At 60.3% G+C, this 16,057-nt stretch carries 16 protein-coding genes, 4 tRNA genes and 1 pseudogene; 9 read left to right on the plus strand and 12 right to left on the minus strand.

Translation table 11 applies throughout. The features are described from left to right. Positions 1-9 precede the first annotated feature (9 nt). Complete coding sequence (locus tag ACP7B3_RS04820; protein WP_426178206.1) at positions 10-687, minus strand: HAD-IA family hydrolase; 678 nt, start codon at positions 685-687, stop codon at positions 10-12. Between the two features lie 215 nt (positions 688-902). Between ACP7B3_RS04820 and ACP7B3_RS04825 the strand changes: the two genes are divergently transcribed. The 5 genes from ACP7B3_RS04825 to ACP7B3_RS04845 all read left to right on the plus strand — a co-directional run bounded on the left by ACP7B3_RS04825 (position 903) and on the right by ACP7B3_RS04845 (position 4,605). After that, the gene (locus ACP7B3_RS04825) at positions 903-1,673 is read left to right on the plus strand and encodes an alpha/beta fold hydrolase (RefSeq protein ID WP_426178208.1); all 771 of its coding nucleotides are present in this window, start codon (positions 903-905) and stop codon (positions 1,671-1,673) included. A gap of 111 nt (positions 1,674-1,784) precedes the next feature. Continuing rightward, positions 1,785-2,045 (plus strand): DUF2790 domain-containing protein, encoded by a 261-nt coding sequence (locus tag ACP7B3_RS04830; RefSeq protein ID WP_426178210.1) that lies wholly within the window; start codon positions 1,785-1,787, stop codon positions 2,043-2,045. A gap of 42 nt (positions 2,046-2,087) precedes the next feature. Continuing rightward, on the plus strand, positions 2,088-2,759 hold the full coding sequence (locus ACP7B3_RS04835; RefSeq protein ID WP_145165833.1) for a heavy metal response regulator transcription factor: 672 nt from the start codon (positions 2,088-2,090) through the stop codon (positions 2,757-2,759). Next, on the plus strand, positions 2,756-4,156 hold the full coding sequence (locus tag ACP7B3_RS04840; RefSeq protein WP_404483705.1) for a heavy metal sensor histidine kinase: 1,401 nt from the start codon (positions 2,756-2,758) through the stop codon (positions 4,154-4,156). The genes ACP7B3_RS04835 and ACP7B3_RS04840 overlap by 4 nt, the downstream gene beginning before the upstream one ends. Positions 4,157-4,359: 203 nt before the next feature. Next, a complete protein-coding gene (locus ACP7B3_RS04845; protein WP_145165831.1) occupies positions 4,360-4,605 on the plus strand; it encodes a hypothetical protein in 246 nt (81 codons plus the stop codon). A gap of 15 nt (positions 4,606-4,620) precedes the next feature. Here the strand turns inward: ACP7B3_RS04845 and pcp are convergent, their stop codons facing one another. The 4 genes from pcp to ACP7B3_RS04865 form a co-directional block, all read right to left on the minus strand. After that, on the minus strand, positions 4,621-5,265 hold the full coding sequence (gene pcp / locus ACP7B3_RS04850) for a pyroglutamyl-peptidase I (RefSeq protein WP_416363019.1): 645 nt from the start codon (positions 5,263-5,265) through the stop codon (positions 4,621-4,623). 8 nt (positions 5,266-5,273) lie between these two features. Further along, a complete protein-coding gene (locus ACP7B3_RS04855) occupies positions 5,274-6,224 on the minus strand; it encodes a DUF979 domain-containing protein (protein ID WP_426178213.1) in 951 nt (316 codons plus the stop codon). After that, a complete protein-coding gene (locus tag ACP7B3_RS04860; protein WP_426178215.1) occupies positions 6,221-6,937 on the minus strand; it encodes a DUF969 domain-containing protein in 717 nt (238 codons plus the stop codon). Before ACP7B3_RS04860 ends, ACP7B3_RS04855 begins: the two co-directional genes overlap by 4 nt. A 241-nt stretch (positions 6,938-7,178) precedes the next feature. Then, positions 7,179-7,604, minus strand: a complete 426-nt coding sequence (locus ACP7B3_RS04865; RefSeq protein WP_416363016.1) for a GNAT family N-acetyltransferase — start codon at positions 7,602-7,604, stop codon at positions 7,179-7,181. A 398-nt stretch (positions 7,605-8,002) separates the two neighbouring features. On the opposite strand from ACP7B3_RS04865, the pseudogene ACP7B3_RS04870 reads away from it, so the two are divergent. The 3 genes and pseudogenes from ACP7B3_RS04870 to ACP7B3_RS04880 all read left to right on the plus strand — a co-directional run. Continuing rightward, positions 8,003-8,128: pseudogene (locus tag ACP7B3_RS04870) on the plus strand (SIS domain-containing protein); the annotation flags it as partial. Positions 8,129-8,277: 149 nt separating this feature from the next. Continuing rightward, positions 8,278-9,633 carry an MFS transporter gene (locus ACP7B3_RS04875; protein ID WP_426178640.1) on the plus strand — a complete coding sequence of 452 codons (1,356 nt, stop codon included), beginning with the start codon at positions 8,278-8,280 and terminating at the stop codon, positions 9,631-9,633. Further along, the gene (locus tag ACP7B3_RS04880; protein WP_145165826.1) at positions 9,630-9,827 is read left to right on the plus strand and encodes a hypothetical protein; all 198 of its coding nucleotides are present in this window, start codon (positions 9,630-9,632) and stop codon (positions 9,825-9,827) included. Before ACP7B3_RS04875 ends, ACP7B3_RS04880 begins: the two co-directional genes overlap by 4 nt. A 433-nt stretch (positions 9,828-10,260) precedes the next feature. On the opposite strand, the gene ACP7B3_RS04885 is transcribed toward ACP7B3_RS04880, so the two are convergent. Further along, positions 10,261-10,337: transfer RNA gene (locus ACP7B3_RS04885), tRNA-Val, on the minus strand. A 184-nt stretch (positions 10,338-10,521) separates the two neighbouring features. On the opposite strand from ACP7B3_RS04885, the gene ACP7B3_RS04890 reads away from it, so the two are divergent. Continuing rightward, entirely contained in the window at positions 10,522-11,805 is a 1,284-nt protein-coding gene (locus ACP7B3_RS04890; RefSeq protein WP_106576691.1) for an NAD(P)/FAD-dependent oxidoreductase, read from the plus strand. 158 nt (positions 11,806-11,963) lie between these two features. Here ACP7B3_RS04890 and ACP7B3_RS04895 read toward each other — a convergent pair. From ACP7B3_RS04895 to purF, 6 genes are all read right to left on the minus strand, one after another. Beyond that, a tRNA-Asp gene (locus ACP7B3_RS04895) sits at positions 11,964-12,040 on the minus strand. Between the two features lie 105 nt (positions 12,041-12,145). Beyond that, a tRNA-Asp gene (locus tag ACP7B3_RS04900) sits at positions 12,146-12,222 on the minus strand. Positions 12,223-12,277: 55 nt separating this feature from the next. Next, a tRNA-Val gene (locus ACP7B3_RS04905) sits at positions 12,278-12,353 on the minus strand. 107 nt (positions 12,354-12,460) lie between these two features. Further along, positions 12,461-13,225, minus strand: a complete 765-nt coding sequence (locus ACP7B3_RS04910) for an SDR family oxidoreductase (RefSeq protein WP_426178218.1) — start codon at positions 13,223-13,225, stop codon at positions 12,461-12,463. A gap of 11 nt (positions 13,226-13,236) precedes the next feature. After that, positions 13,237-14,448 (minus strand): O-succinylhomoserine sulfhydrylase, encoded by a 1,212-nt coding sequence (locus tag ACP7B3_RS04915; protein ID WP_099583998.1) that lies wholly within the window; start codon positions 14,446-14,448, stop codon positions 13,237-13,239. A 65-nt stretch (positions 14,449-14,513) separates the two neighbouring features. After that, complete coding sequence (gene purF / locus ACP7B3_RS04920) at positions 14,514-16,019, minus strand: amidophosphoribosyltransferase (RefSeq protein ID WP_058426877.1); 1,506 nt, start codon at positions 16,017-16,019, stop codon at positions 14,514-14,516. Positions 16,020-16,057 lie beyond the last annotated feature (38 nt).

Consider the following 16,057-nt stretch of genomic DNA (forward strand, 5'->3'; position numbering starts at 1 on the left):
TTTCGTGTATCAAGCCACGGCGATCGATAAACTCAGCAACCCGTCATCATTACGATGCACGCGCACGCGCTCATACCCCTGAATCGACGCATGTACCGTGACCATGGGCTGCAAGTGCGTCGAGGTCACGACTACCACGTCAGCCCCCGCCGCCTCCGCGGCGCGAATCCCCACCGTCGCATCCTCGAACACCAGGCAGTCCTGCACCGGTACGCCCAGACGCTGCGCACCCAGCACATAACAAGCCGGATCCGGTTTGCCGCTGGCGACATCCTCGGCCGTCACCAGCACTGCCGGCGGCGCAATGCCCGCCGCTTGCAGGCGGCGCAACGCCAACGCCCTGGGGGCAGACGTGACCAGCGCCCACTGACCGCCAGGCAAACTGTTCAGAAACTCGACAGCGCCTGGAATCGCGACGACACCCTCGACATCGTTGATTTCGGCCTCGGTTATCCATTGCGCTTCAACTTCAGCGTCCACGCCTGGCAATGCCTGCCGGGTGATCGTATCAATGGCTCGTGCGCCGTGAATGGTACTCAGAAAAGCCGCCACCTCCAGGCCGTGGCGTTCAGCCCAGATACTCCAGACCCGTTCGGCGGCGGCGATAGAGTTGAGCAAGGTCCCATCCATATCGAATAAAAAGGCGCGGTAGCGTTGGGTAAATGCGGCTGGACCTTGAATAGACACTGCGAGGTTTCCTTTTTATCGCTGACAAATGCTGACCCCGATGCAATCTACGGATCACGTCAACACTTGTAAACGTTGCAGAGCACTGCCCTCCCCCTTTGCATTACAAGCATGTAATGAAGCTGTAAGTCTTGTCAGCACCCTCACTTCATACAGTGGCGTCGTCAGTCACCCACACCGGGTGACACACCTGCACACTGATGAAGGGCCGCACGATGAAACCTGCAAGCACACTCTGCCTGATCGCCGCCAGCTTGTTGATGCTGGGCACCGGTACCGCCATGGCCGGCACCGTCGCACCGATCAAAGCCAACAACGTGGTCCTGGTGCACGGCTCTTGGGCGGACGGCTCGAGCTGGTCCGAGGTGATCACCCGTCTTCAGGCCGCCGGCCTGCATGTCACCGCCGTACAGAACCCGCTGACCTCGGTGGCCGATGACGTCGCCGCCACCAACCGCGTACTTGATCAACAGGACGGTCCTACCGTCCTGGTCGGCCATTCCTACGCCGGCACCGTGGTCAGCGACGCCGGCGCGAACCCCAAGGTCAGCTCTCTGGTGTATGTGGCAGCCCGCGCACCGGACGCCAATGAAGACTTCGTCGCGCTCTCCGCCAAATACCCGAGCATGCCGGTGCGAGCCGGCGTTGAAGAGCACGACGGTTACCTGACCCTGAACCAGGACGCTTTCCTGAAGTACTTCGCCGCCGACGTGCCCCGCGCCAAGGCACTGGAGCTGTACGCCGTACAACAACCGATTACCAAGACGCTGTTCAGTGGTCGCACCGTGAATGCCGCCTGGCACACCAAGCCGTCCTGGTACGCCGTGTCGAGCAATGACCAGACCATCAACCCGGACCTGGAACGCTTCCTCGCCAAGCGCATGAACGCCACCACCATCGAGCTGCCTTCGAGCCACTTGTCGTTGGTGTCCCACGCCAAGGAAATCACCGACCTGATCCTCGGAGCGTCCGGTCGCCAGCCTTGAATCCGTTGATTACGAACTTGTCATGATCCTGTTGGTTGGCTGTTTGGGGCGCCTGGTTACTGTGAACTCACTGCCAATCCCGGCAGCCGACCCTTTAAGAGAACTACTACCATGAAACTGTTTATCCTGGGCTTCGCCGCGCTGCTTGCCACCGGTTCCGCATTTGCTGCCGACACCCCTTCCGCCACCAACGTGATCCACGACAAGACCGGCTTCTTCGTGCACCTGGACGTCGACAAAGTGCTGTCGAGCACCGACACCTACGGGCAGTGCGGCATCGTCCCGGCCCGCCTCGATTACCTCGACTACCAGGGCCGTGAACATGTGCTGGACTACCAGGTACAGGGCATCGGTTGCGCCAGTGACAATTGATCGGGCTACACTTGCGCCACGCACAGAACCAGGGCACTTCCCATGAATATCCTTGTAGTCGAAGACGAACCCAAGGCCGGCAATTACCTGCTCAATGGGCTGCAGGAACTGGGTTACTCCGTGAGCCTTGCCCGTGACGGTGTGGACGGGTTGCACCAGGCGCTGGAAACGTCATTCGACGTGATCGTGCTGGATGTGATGATGCCGAAAATGGACGGTTGGGAAGTGCTGCGCCGACTGCGCAAGGAGGCCGACACGCCGGTGCTGTTTCTCACCGCCCGCGACGACATTGCCGACCGCATCAAGGGCCTGGAACTGGGTGCCGATGATTACTTGATCAAGCCGTTCTCCTTCGCCGAGCTGGTCGCGCGTTTGCGCACCTTGACCCGCCGCGGCCCGAGCCGCGAAGAAGAACAGCTGCACATCGCCGACCTGCAGATCGACGTGCTCAAACGCCGCGTCACCCGCGCCGGCACGCGCATTACCCTGACCAATAAAGAGTTCGCCCTGTTGCACCTGTTCGCGACCCATCAGGACCAGGTGCTGTCACGTTCGATGATCGCCTCGCGGGTCTGGGACATGAACTTCGACAGCGACACCAATGTAGTCGACGTCGCCGTGAGGCGCCTGCGCCTGAAAATCGACGACCCGTTCCAGCTCAAGTTGATCCACAGCGTGCGGGGCATTGGCTACCGCTTCGACACTCAGCCATGAACAACCGCCGCCACTACTCGCTGACCCTGCGCCTGGCGCTGATCTTCGCCCTGCTCGCCTTTGCCCTGCTGGCCACCCTGGGCGTGGCGCTGTACCGCGAACTTGAGCGTGAACTGATCAAGCGTGACGATGCCGCGCTGATCTATCGCGCCGACCAGTTGCGCAACCTGCTCAACGACAGCAACACCCTGGACCTGATCAAGACCAAGCCGGAGCTGTTCCGGAACATGCTGGGCAACAGCGAGTCGGTGCTGAGTATCGCGGCGCCGGGGCAGAAGCCATTATTGCTGGTCAACCCGGGCAACATTGAAATGCCGAACGTAACGCCCGTGCCAAAGGACCATGAACTGGGCTTTTCCGACGTGCACCACTTACCTGGAGTGAACGGCGTACCCTTCGCCACCGTCGCCGCTTCCATTGATTCCGGAGACCTGGGAAGCCTGCAAGTCACCACGGGACGCTTGATGACCGAACGTACCGCCATGCTTGCCAGCTATCGCCTGAGCGTATTTATCCTGGCCAGCATCGCGGCGATTATCCTCGCCCTGGTCGGTTACCTGCTGGTGTACCGAGGCCTGCTGCCGCTGCGGCGCCTGGCCACACACGCGCAAGGCATCGGCGTGGGCAACCTTGCCGAACGACTCGACAGCCACGGTGCGCCGAAAGAACTTCTGCCGATGATCGACTCTTTCAACACCATGCTCGAGCGGCTGGCCAAGGGTTTTGTGCAACTGGGCCAGGTGTCTACCGACATGGCCCACGAACTGCGCACGCCGATCAACAACCTGCTGGGCGAAACCCAGGTCGCGCTTCAGCAGAGCCGCAGCATCGAAAGCTATCAGCAATTGCTGGCCTCCAATGTCGAAGAGCTCGAACGCCTGGCACGGATGCTCGACAACATGCTATTTCTCGCCCGCACCGATCCGGCCAGCGCCTTGCGCCAGCGCCAGGAGCTGAGTGCGGCGGATGAAGTGCAACGCATGGCTGATTACTTCGAAGGGTTGGCGAACGATGTGAATATCAGCATCCTCGCGCAGGGCGAAGGCGTGATCTGGGCTGAACCGATGCTGCTGCGCCGGGCGCTGGCAAACTTGTGTGCCAATGCCATCAAATACGGCGCCCCCGGTTCGGAGCTGGTGATTCAAGCCACGCCAAATGCCGAAGGCATCCGCCTGAGCGTCAGCAATCAGGGAGAGACCATCCCCGCCGAACACCTGCCCAGGCTGTTCGAACGGTTTTATCGGGTGGACGAATCGCGGGAACGCTCGGCCCAGTCCAACGGGCTGGGTTTATCGATCGTCGCGACCATCATGCAGCTGCATAACGGCCGCTACAGCGTCACCAGTGAAGGCGCATTGACATGTTTTGAGCTGATTTTTCCGAAACGGGAACACTGAGCAGTGCGTGCCAGAACCCTGGTGTTATTTTGCAAAGTTTTGTAGGTCGCAGCCGTTCCCATCTGCCTCTACTCTTGCCCAGAGCGCTCTCTCAGATCATTCAAAACAGGTGTCACGCTTTGGAGAACAAACAGCATCAATCAGGCGGGACGAACACGCTGACTCAGGGTAGAGCCGGTGCGGGTAATAACGGAGATTCTGGTATGGAAAAACGCTTGGGTTTACTGGAAAAAGGGCTGGCTGACATGAAAGAGAAGCTGATCGCCGTTTCGAACAGGGCAGAAGCCATTGAAAGGCACTCCACCACCCATGAAAAACACTATGCAACCCGCGCGGACCTGGCAACCACAGAGCTGAACCTGATCAAATGGTATGTGGCCACTGCGTTCGCGATGACGGGGTTGGCCTGCGCCATTACCTTCGGGCTGACCCGAGCGTTGGCCGGTTGAGGCAAGCCTGGCAGGTCAACTGACCTGCCCACCGGTTTGCACGATATCCACCTGCGTATCCCACGCCGTCTGTAGCGCAACCCGCAAACCTTCAACCATTGTCACCAGTGCCATAGAGGGCTGCGCCGCACCAGAGACCTGATCCGGCAGGCTGGGGGGTACGTGGATAAAGCCACTGCGTATCGCCGTGCCGGCCAGGGCATGCTGCAACAGGTAAAACACCTGATTACACACAAAGGTCCCCGCCGTCTGTGATACCGACGCCGCGATCCCGGCCTCGCGCACAGCCTTGACCATCGCTTTGATCGGCAAGGTCGTGAAGTAGGCCGCCGGCCCCCCGACCACCACTGGGGTATCGACCGGTTGGGCCCCCAGATTGTCAGGGATGCGTGCGTCGTTCACGTTGATCGCCACACGCTCCATGGAGAAATCGCTACGGCCGGGGGCGAGGCCTGTGGCAATCACCATCACCGGGTCAAATTCGGCGATCAACCGCGTCAGGCACGCCCCCGCCGTGGCAAACGCACAGGGCAGTCGACGCGCCACAATGTGCACATCTTCACTCAGTCGCACGCCGTCCAACTGGCGCGATGCCTCCCAGGACGGGTTCATCAGGTCCTGGTCAAAGGGCTCGAAGCCCGTCAGCAACACAGTTTGCATTTTTGGCCTCACATCAACAGGTAGAGCAGCACGATATTGACCACTAGCATCATCAACGCCGTCGGCAGTTGAGCCTTGATCACCGCGTTCTTGTCCGGCAATTCCAGCAACGCCGCCGGGACGATATTGAAGTTGGCAGCCATGGGCGTCATCAACGTGCCGCAATAGCCGGAGAACATGCCGATTGCCGCCATCACCGCCGGGTTGCCGCCATACACGCCCACCAACACCGGTACGCCGACACCGCCGGTCATCACCGGAAACGCCGCAAAGCCGTTACCCATGATCACCGTGAACAGCGCCATACCCAGCACGTAGACCATCACCGCTACCAACTTGAAATCAAGGTTGATGTAGGTAGTGGTGACATGCGCAACGGCCGTGCCCACTCCGGCTTCATTAAACAATAGCCCCAGCATTGCAAGCATCTGCGGTAACACCATGGCCCAGCCGAGGGCCTCGGTCAGGCGCCGGGATTCACGCAAGGCTTGCACCGGTGTATCGCGGGTCAGCCAGCAAGCCAGGCCGAGGGCGATCAGACAGCCGATGCCCAAGGATACAAAGGTGGTGTTTTTTGGGTCCAGCAGCGGTACGCCGCTGATCTCGGTGTGTTTGAGCAACACCGAACCAATCACGGTGGTCAGGGGAATGGCCAGCGCGGGAATAAACAATTTATGCCCCAGGCGCCCGGCACTCGCGCGGGAGGCCTTGTCATGCAGTTCGGCATGCTTGCCGCGGCCGACGCCACCCAAGCCTGCGATCAGCGCCATCACCACCACGCCGACACCAATGACCACCGACGGCAAGCGCTCCCCCACCAGGAACGGCACAGCAAACAAGAGCCAGAACAGCGCGGTTGACCAGCGTTTAGGGTGGGTTCGATCCAGCAGGATCATTCCTGCAGTTATCAGCAATAGAACACCGGCAAGCCAGTACAGGTACTCAATGGAGATGATCATTGTGCAGCCTCCACCGGCGTGGCGGCGGGCGTCATCTCGCGCGCAAGCCTGCGATCAAACCGGTGCAGGCGAATGGCGTGGATGACAAAGGCGCAAATCGCCGTCGGAATGCCCCACACCGCAATGTGCAGTGGCTCCACATCAATCCCCGAACCCAGCAGGAAGGTGTGCATCAACGCGATCGCACCAAAGGCGACAAAGATGTCCTCACCGAAAAACAGCCCGACGTTATCGGTTGCCGCACACATGGCCAGCACTTTGTGGCGCAACGTGTCCGGCAGTTTGCCGTAGCGTTTTTCCGCCGCCCCTTCGGCCATGGGCGCCAGCAGCGGCCGCACCATTTGCGGATGCCCGCCCAGGCTGGTCAGGCCCATGGCGGCGGTGGACTCGCGCACAAACAGGTAAATGATCAACAGGCGCCCAACCGTGGCTCGCTCGAAACGCGCGATCCAGTTTTGTGCATGCAAGCGCAGGCCATGGCGCTCCAGCAGGCCAATAACAGCCAGGGGCAATAACAGGATCAGTTGCAGCGCGCGGGTCTGAAGGAAACCATCGCCCATGCTGGCGAGAATTTTTTCCAGCGGGAAGTGGGCAGCCAGCCCGGTGGCAATGGCGGCGGCGGTGACCACCAACAGCGGATTGAAGCGCAAGACGAAGCCAACCACGATGACAAGTACGCCGATCAACGGCCATAGGTTCACAACAGTTTGCATGGCGAAGAGGTCCTTGAATGCGCGCTGCGGCGCCATTACAGCAGGATGTGAACAAAGGGTTCACAGCATGAAAGTGGCATGCAGCCCGGCGCGGTTTTTATTGTTGACCCGATAGGTCGAGCGTCAGTGGCGGCAACTTTGCTGCCTGGGGGCGGGAGGTGTCCAACAAGAAAAATTGTTGCTGCAAACCAATAAATTTTGTGGGTGATTGGCGCCGGGCGATCCGGCGCCGTACGAAAATTCAGCCGAGGCGTTTCTGGAAAAAGTGCCGCTGGTGACCCGCCGGGTAATCAGCGATATGGCCAAATTCACTGAAGCCCAGCTTTCGATAAAACCCCGGCGCCTGGAAGCTGAAGGTGTCCAGCCAAATCCCGACACACTCCCGCTCACGGGCCAGCTCTTCAGCGGCGCGCATTAAACGCGTGCCGGTACCTTGGGTACGCATCTGATCCGGGATGCTCAACAGCTCAATGAACATCCACCCGTAGGAAATTTTTCCATAAAGGCCACCGACAACCTCTTGTGTCGCGGGGTCTCGCAACAAAATCCCGATGGTTTCGAACGCCATGTTGCCCGTGTGACCGAGGTTGTACGCCCTCAGCGGTTTGAGGATGGCCTCACGCTCCTGCGCCGTTACGTCGAACGACACTTCCATTGCCACTTCCATAGCGTGCTCCCTGGTATGAATTGAGTCGGCGACCAGTATGCAGGCTTACTGCGGCTTGAGCAGCCTCGTAATCCGGGCTGATCTGCGCCAGCATCATCAAGGCTGCCGCCCCCAATGGCACTGCGTCCTGCCCAGCGGCCCCAGGTGCTCCAACACCCTTGGTTACCCCAGGAACACGCCTTGCCACCCGGAATCACCATCATGTGCCCGATCTCACCAGCATTGTGCCAGTGGCCGGAATACCGGCGGTTACAGGTACAAACCGGCACCAAGACCGCTGCCGATAAACAGGTGCACAAAATTCGTCAGCTGGCTGGCGACGCAATAGAGGCGTTCAATTGTGATTGATCGCGGCGCGGCACGGCTTGCGAAGGCCTGTTGCCCAGCGTGCGACCGCACATGCGCTACTGGAACCCTTCACGATGATTCAAGGGTTCTATGTGAGTGCAGTGCAGCTGGCTGTGGCGCGCGGGCGCAATCCGGATCAGCCGCGGTATTTGAGGAAGGTGACGCAGACGCGGTAATTCGAGCGTGCGGGTCCAGGGCTGACCCGGTATTGTCGAGTGCGATCGACCTTCACTGAAAAAGGCCAACACCGGTGACTTCATCCGTTACACCTGTTTCAAGCGTGCAAACCCGTTTGATCGCCCTGGTGGTCGCCGTGACCTTTTTCATGGAGAACCTCGATGCCACCGTCATCGCCACCGCCTTGCCCACCATGGCGTCCGCGTTCGGGGTCACGGCGGTCGACATGAATATCGGCATCACCGCGTACATTCTTGCCGTGGCGATCTTCATCCCGCTGTCCAGTTGGATCGCCGACCGTTTTGGCGCACGCCGGGTGTTCGCCGGTGCGATCATCATCTTCACCCTGGCTTCGCTGCTTTGCGGGTTGAGCCAAAGCCTTGAGATGTTCGTGATCGCCCGGGTGCTGCAAGGCGTAGGCGGCGCGCTGATGGTGCCGGTGGGGCGCCTGGCGGTGCTGCGCAATACCGACAAAAAAGACTTGGTGAACATGATTGCGGTGATCACCTGGCCCGGCCTGATCGCGCCAATTCTAGGGCCATTGGTGGGTGGTTTGATCGTGACCCACGCAACGTGGCCGTGGATTTTTTACGTAAATCTGCCTCTGGGAGTGCTGGCCTTGGTTGCCGCATTGTGGCTTGTGCCCAAGGGGCGCGAGGCCAGCGTACGGCGATTCGATGCCAAAGGCTTTGTGCTGCTGGCAGGTGCGTGTGTGGCAGTGCTGGGCGGGCTGGAATGGCTGGGCAACCAGACCAGCGAAACGCTGATCCCGGGTTTTGTACTGGTGGCCACGGGCACGTTGCTCGCGGCATGGGCCGTGCGTCATTGCCGCCAGCATGCCGAACCGTTATTACCGCTTCAGACCCTGTCCATCGGCACCTTTCGCGTGAGTATTCTTGGCGGGTCGCTGTTCCGTCTCGCCATCAGCGCCCTGCCCTTTCTACTGCCCCTGTTGTTTCAAGTGGGTTTTGGCCTTTCTGCGGTGGATGCCGGCTTGCTGGTGCTGGCGGTGTTTGCCGGCAACCTGGTAATGAAACCCTTCACGACGCCCATCATGCAACGCTTCGGGTTCCGCCCGGTGCTGCTGGTCAATGGCGCCATTGGCGTCGCATTGGTTGCGGCCTGTGCCTTGTTCACGGTGCAAACGCCCTTACCGCTGATAGCGGCCGTGCTGTTCGTGGGTGGGCTGTCACGGTCGATGCAGTTTACTTGCTACAACTCAATCGGCTTCGCCGACGTCCCCAAGGCGCAGATGAGCGAGGCGTCGGCGCTGTTCAGCATGGCGTTCCAGCTGGCGATGGGTCTGGGGGTTTCCATGGCGGCGCTATTGTTACGGGCGTCGATGGCTGTGCAAGGGCACGCCGTGCACGCGGCTGTCGGGGACTTTCGGGTGGCTTTCGTGGGCGTGGCGCTGCTTGGGCTCGTGGGATTGATTGACGTGTATCGTTTACCGATGGGCGCCGGCGAAAACGTGCTGAATCGCGCCAAAACGACGGGACCGTGAAGAATCCTGTTCCAGACCTATACTCACTTGAGCTGTTGCGCGTTTTGCGCACCGCTCACGGCAGTATTGCCGACCAAGAGGTAGCCGCTATGTACGCAGGACAAATGAATATGACCACAACAAATGGTGAAATACGCTGCCAGATGGTTGTTCAAATCATCTGCCTTTTGTCGGTTGCCACGCTGTTCTGCTGACCCATCAGTACTGCCTGCCTTTCAACCTCCGCTGCGTATAACCGCGCGGGGGCCGCATTCGCGCTGAAGATCTTAAATAATAGGCCTCAAGGGCTTGAACCCCCCGCCAGAACATTCAAGGCCTTGGCGTATCGGGCCAGACGCGCGCCTAGCTCAACAAACAGGCGAAAGCCGAAAATAAAGCCGACAACGACAAACCAGATGGATAAATAGGTGAGCTTCTCCGCGCCGGTCGAATCGCGCCCACACCGGTATCGGCTATTTTGAGTAAACCTCAATCACATCGACGCAGCGTGTGATCAGCACCGATGCACTCAGGGCGATTCGAACAAGAAGGCGGGCGCCGAACGGGGCGTGGGTAAATCGCAGACAACAAAAAAGGGCCCACCTTTCGGTGAGCCCTTCTAGACCGCCCAGCAGAGCGGATTTTGTTTGGTAGGCGCGATTGGACTCGAACCAACGACCCCCACCATGTCAAGGTGGTGCTCTAACCAACTGAGCTACGTGCCTGCTGTGAGGCGGCATTCTACGGAATTCCGGAGGGGTGTCAACATCTTTTTTGCAGCTAACCCTATGAATATGCGAATTATTTATTTGCGCCGGGTGCACCGGTGATTTTCGGGTGGCTGGCAGGCAATTTTCAACTCAGGTAGGATCGGCGCACTCGTAAAAAATATAAAACAGAGGTTCCAGGATGGCGAACACCCCCTACCCCCAGTCGTATTACGCCGCGTCCGCGAATGCGGTTCCGCCTCGCCCGGTACTGCAAGGTGACGTCGAAACCGATGTGTGTGTGATTGGAGCCGGCTACACCGGCCTTTCCAGCGCGCTGTTTCTGCTGGAGAACGGTTTTCGCGTCACCGTGCTGGAAGCCGCCAAGGTGGGGTTTGGTGCGTCGGGCCGTAACGGCGGGCAAATCGTCAACAGCTACAGCCGCGACATCGATGTGATCGAGCGCAGCGTCGGCCCCAAGCAAGCGCAGCTGCTGGGGCAAATGGCGTTTGAGGGCGGCAGGATCATTCGCGAGCGCGTGGCAAAATATCAGATCCAGTGCGACTTGAAGGATGGCGGCGTGTTCGCCGCCCTCAACAGCAAACACATGGGCCACCTGGAATCGCAGAAACGCTTGTGGGAACGCTACGGGCATACGCAACTCGAGTTGCTGGACGAACGCCGTATCCGCGAAGTGGTGGCCTGTGACAACTATGTCGGCGGCTTGCTCGACATGAGCGGCGGGCACATTCACCCACTCAACCTCGCACTGGGCGAAGCGGCCGCCGTTGAATCCCTGGGCGGCACGATCTACGAGCAATCGGCCGCGGTGCGCATCGAGCGCGGCGCGAACCCGGTGGTGCACACCGCCGAAGGCAAGGTCAGGGCCAAGTTCATCATCGTCGCGGGCAACGCTTACCTGGGGAACCTGGTGCCGGAGCTGGCGGCCAAATCGATGCCTTGCGGCACGCAAGTCATCACCACGGCACCGCTGGGTGATGAACTGGCCAAGACGCTGCTGCCCCAGGATTATTGCGTCGAAGACTGCAACTACTTGCTCGACTACTACCGCCTCACCCGCGACAAGCGGCTGATCTTCGGCGGCGGCGTGGTGTACGGCGCACGTGACCCGGCCAACATCGAAGCGATCATCCGCCCGAAGATGCTCAAGGCCTTCCCGCAGCTCAAGGACGTGAAAATCGATTACGCCTGGACCGGCAATTTCCTGCTGACCCTGTCGCGCTTGCCGCAGGTGGGTCGTCTGGGCGACAACATCTATTACTCACAAGGCTGCAGCGGCCATGGCGTGACGTACACGCACCTGGCAGGCAAGGTGCTGGCGGAGGCACTGAGAGGTCAGGCGGAGCGTTTTGATGCGTTTGCCGACCTGCCGCACTACCCGTTCCCAGGCGGGCAACTGCTGCGCACGCCGTTTGCGGCGCTGGGCGCCTGGTATTACGGGTTGCGGGACAAACTGGGGTTCTGACCACGCAGTGGGAGCCGGCTTGCCGGCTCTTACAGCAGAAAGCCAAATCGCAGAAACAAAAAACCCCGGCCTTTCGACCAGGGTCTTTGCTATCGGATCAAAGTCAGCCAAAGGCTTTCTTTGTGCTTCAAGGCGTTCAGTGGGCCTTGAGGCAGATATGGCGCAGCGGACGGGACTCGAACCCGCGACCCCCGGCGTGACAGGCCGGTATTCTAACCGACTGAACTACCGCTGCGTATCGCTTGACCAGCTGAGCGTAAACCCTCAACCGTCTTTAAACATCTGATCGATCAGCCTGGGCTGTTCAATCTCAAGCTCGACATGTCGAACCTGGAAAATATGGCGCAGCGGACGGGACTCGAACCCGCGACCCCCGGCGTGACAGGCCGGTATTCTAACCGACTGAACTACCGCTGCGCGTCGGTGCAACCTTTAACGTTGCGTCTTGCCCTAGGGCAAAACTCTCAAGAAGTGGTGGGTGATGACGGGATCGAACCGCCGACCCTCTGCTTGTAAGGCAGATGCTCTCCCAGCTGAGCTAATCACCCTTTGCTTCGTTGAGGCCGCGAAATTTACGCAGGTAGCGGACCTAAGTCAATAGCCTGCTTGAAGTTTTTCTGAAAAAGACAAAATTGCTTCAAGACAGCGATCTGCCCTACTCGCTGTAAATCATCTTCTTGCTCATGCCACCGTCCACCACAAACTCTTGCCCGGTGACAAACCCCGCCTGGCGCGACAGCAACCACGCCACCATCGCCGCCACGTCTTCAACCGTGCCCACTCTGCCCGCCGGATGCTGGGCATGGTCGGCATCCGTCAAAGGCTCGGCACGTCGGGCCGCCGGATCACGCGCATCGATCCAGCCGGGGCTGACGGCATTGACCCGCACCTCCGGCCCCAGGCTCATGGCCAAGGCATGCGTCAGGGCCAGCAGGCCGCCCTTGCTCGCCGCATAGGCCTCGGTGTCCGGCTCCGACTGACGCGCCCGGGTCGACGCCAGGTTGACGATGGCACCGCCATGGGCACGCAGGTACGGCGCGCAGTGCTTGGCCAACAGCATCGGCCCACTGAGATTCACCGCCAACACGCGGTTCCAATAAGCCAAATCGAGGCTTTCCAGGGTGATATTGCGCGGATCGGCCACGGCCGCGTTGCACACCAACGCGTCCAGCCGCCCGAACTGCCCCAGCACTTCTGCGACACCTTGGGCCACTTGTTTCTCGTCGGCGACGTCCATGGTGATAAACCAGGCATTGTCGCCCAGCACCTTGGACACCTTGGAGCCGCGATCGCGATCAAGGTCGGTCAACACCACTTGCCAGCCTTCGCTGATCAGCCACGCCGCGATCCCGAGACCAATGCCCCGCGCCGCGCCCGTCACCAGTGCGACGCGGCCGTTACCGACCGCCGCAGCATCCATGGACCACTCGATCACAAGGCCGCCAGCCCGCGGGCCAGGTCAGCCTGCAAGTCGGCCACATCTTCCAGGCCCACCGCGATGCGGATCAGGCTGTCGCGGATGCCGGCCGCTTCACGCTCTTGCGGCGCCAGGCGACCATGGGAGGTGGTGCTCGGGTGCGTGATGGTGGTCTTGCTGTCGCCCAGGTTGGCGGTGATCGAAATCAAGCGAGTGGCGTCGATAAAGCGCCAGGCGCCCTCTTTGCCGCCCTTCACTTCGAAGCTGACCACGGCGCCGAAACCACGCTGCTGGCGCTGGGCCAATTCGTGTTGCGGGTGGCTCTTGAGGCCGGCGTAGTGCACTTTCTCGATGCCATCCTGCTGCTCCAGCCACTCGGCCAGGGCCTGGGCATTGGCGCAATGGGCCTTCATGCGCAGGCTGAGGGTTTCCAGGCCCTTGAGGAAGATCCAGGCGTTGAACGGGCTCAGGGTCGGGCCAGCAGTGCGCAAGAAACCCACCACTTCTTTCATCTGCTCGCCACGCCCAGCCACCACGCCGCCCATGCAACGGCCCTGGCCGTCGATGAACTTGGTGGCCGAGTGCACGACGATGTCTGCGCCCAGCTTCAACGGCTGCTGCAATGCAGGCGTGCAGAAGCAGTTGTCGACCACCAGCATCGCGCCCTTGGCGTGCGCCACTTCGGACAATGCGGCGATGTCCACCAACTCGGCCAGCGGGTTGGACGGCGACTCGACGAACAGCAATTTGGTATTGGCCTTGATCGCCGCGTCCCAACCGGACAGGTCTGCCAGTGGTACGTAGTCCACTTCAATACCGAAGCGCTTGAAGTACTTCTCGAACAGGCTGATGGTCGAACCGAACACGCTGCGTGAAACCAATACATGGTCACCAGCGCTGCACAAGCTCATCACAACGGCGAGGATGGCCGCCATGCCGGTCGCCGTGGCCACCGCCTGCTCAGCGCCTTCGAGGGCCGCAATACGCTCCTCGAACGCACGAACGGTCGGGTTGGTGTAGCGCGAGTAGACGTTGCCCGGCACTTCACCGGCAAAACGCGCGGCGGCGTCGGCGGCGGTGCGGAACACATAGCTGGAGGTGAAGAACATCGGGTCGCCGTGCTCACCTTCCGGGGTACGGTGCTGGCCGGCGCGCACAGCCAGGGTATCGAAAGCTACGCCATCGAGGTCGCTGTCCAACCGACCGGCATCCCATTCCTGACTCATGCTGCGACTCCTTACTCAATTCTTTATTTAAGATACAAAACCGGCCCCTCAGGGCCGGTGTTTACTCAGTTGTTATACAGATCGATGATCGCGCTGACCGCCTGGGTCTTGATCTTCGACGAGTCGTTGCGCGCCTGTTCGATCTTGTTCAGGTAAGCCTCGTCGACATCGCCGGTCACGTACTTGCCGTCGAACACGGCGCAATCGAACTGCTCGATCTTGATCTTGCCGCCGCCAACCGCTTCGATCAGGTCCGGCAGGTCCTGATAGATCAGCCAGTCGGCGCCGATCAGGTCGGCCACATCCTGGGTCGAACGGTTGTGGGCAATCAGCTCGTGGGCGCTCGGCATGTCGATACCGTACACGTTCGGGTAACGCACAGCTGGCGCAGCAGAGCAGAAGTACACGTTCTTGGCACCCGCTTCACGGGCCATCTGAATAATCTGCTTGCACGTGGTGCCGCGTACGATGGAGTCGTCCACCAGCATCACGTTCTTGCCGCGAAATTCCAGCTCGATTGCGTTGAGCTTCTGGCGGACCGACTTCTTGCGCGCCGCCTGGCCCGGCATGATGAAGGTACGGCCGATGTAGCGGTTCTTGACGAAACCTTCGCGGAACTTGACGCCCAAATGGTTGGCCAGCTCCAGCGCAGCGGTACGGCTGGTGTCCGGAATCGGGATTACCACGTCGATGTCGTGCTCAGGACGCTCGCGCAGGATTTTCTCGGCCAGCTTCTCGCCCATGCGCAGACGCGCTTTGTATACCGAAACGCCGTCGATGATCGAATCCGGACGCGCCAGGTAGACGTGTTCGAAAATGCACGGGGTCAGTTTCGGCGCAACAGCGCACTGACGGGTGTGCAGCTTGCCGTCTTCGGTGATGTACACCGCTTCGCCCGGGGCCAGGTCGCGGATCAGGGTGAAGCCCAACACGTCCAGGGACACGCTTTCGGAGGCGATCATGTACTCGACGCCTTCGTCGGTGTGACGCTGGCCGAACACGATCGGGCGGATGCCATGCGGGTCGCGGAAACCGACGATGCCGTAACCGGTGACCATGGCCACGACCGCGTAACCACCGACGCAACGGTTGTGCACGTCAGTCACGGCGGCGAACACGTCTTCTTCGGTTGGCTGCAGCTTGCCGCGCTGGGCCAGCTCGTGGGCGAACACGTTGAGCAGCACTTCCGAGTCGGAACTGGTGTTGACGTGGCGCAGGTCAGATTCGTAAATCTCCTTGGCCAGTTGTTCAACGTTGGTCAGGTTACCGTTGTGCGCCAGGGTAATGCCGTAAGGCGAGTTGACGTAAAACGGTTGAGCTTCGGCCGAGGTCGAGCTGCCCGCAGTCGGGTAACGCACATGGCCAATGCCCATGTGCCCGACGAGGCGCTGCATGTGACGCTGATGGAACACGTCACGCACCAGGCCATTGTCCTTGCGCAGGAATAACCGGCCGTCGTGGCTGGTCACAATACCGGCAGCGTCCTGGCCGCGGTGCTGGAGGACGGTTAGCGCGTCATACAGCGCCTGATTCACGTTCGACTTACCGACGATACCGACGATGCCACACATGCGACGCAACCCCTACTTAATGAATCTTGACTGAACAC

Origin of the sequence: Pseudomonas sp. TWRC1-2 (assembly GCF_049896685.1) — a bacterium.
Classification (GTDB): Bacteria; Pseudomonadota; Gammaproteobacteria; order Pseudomonadales; family Pseudomonadaceae; genus Aquipseudomonas.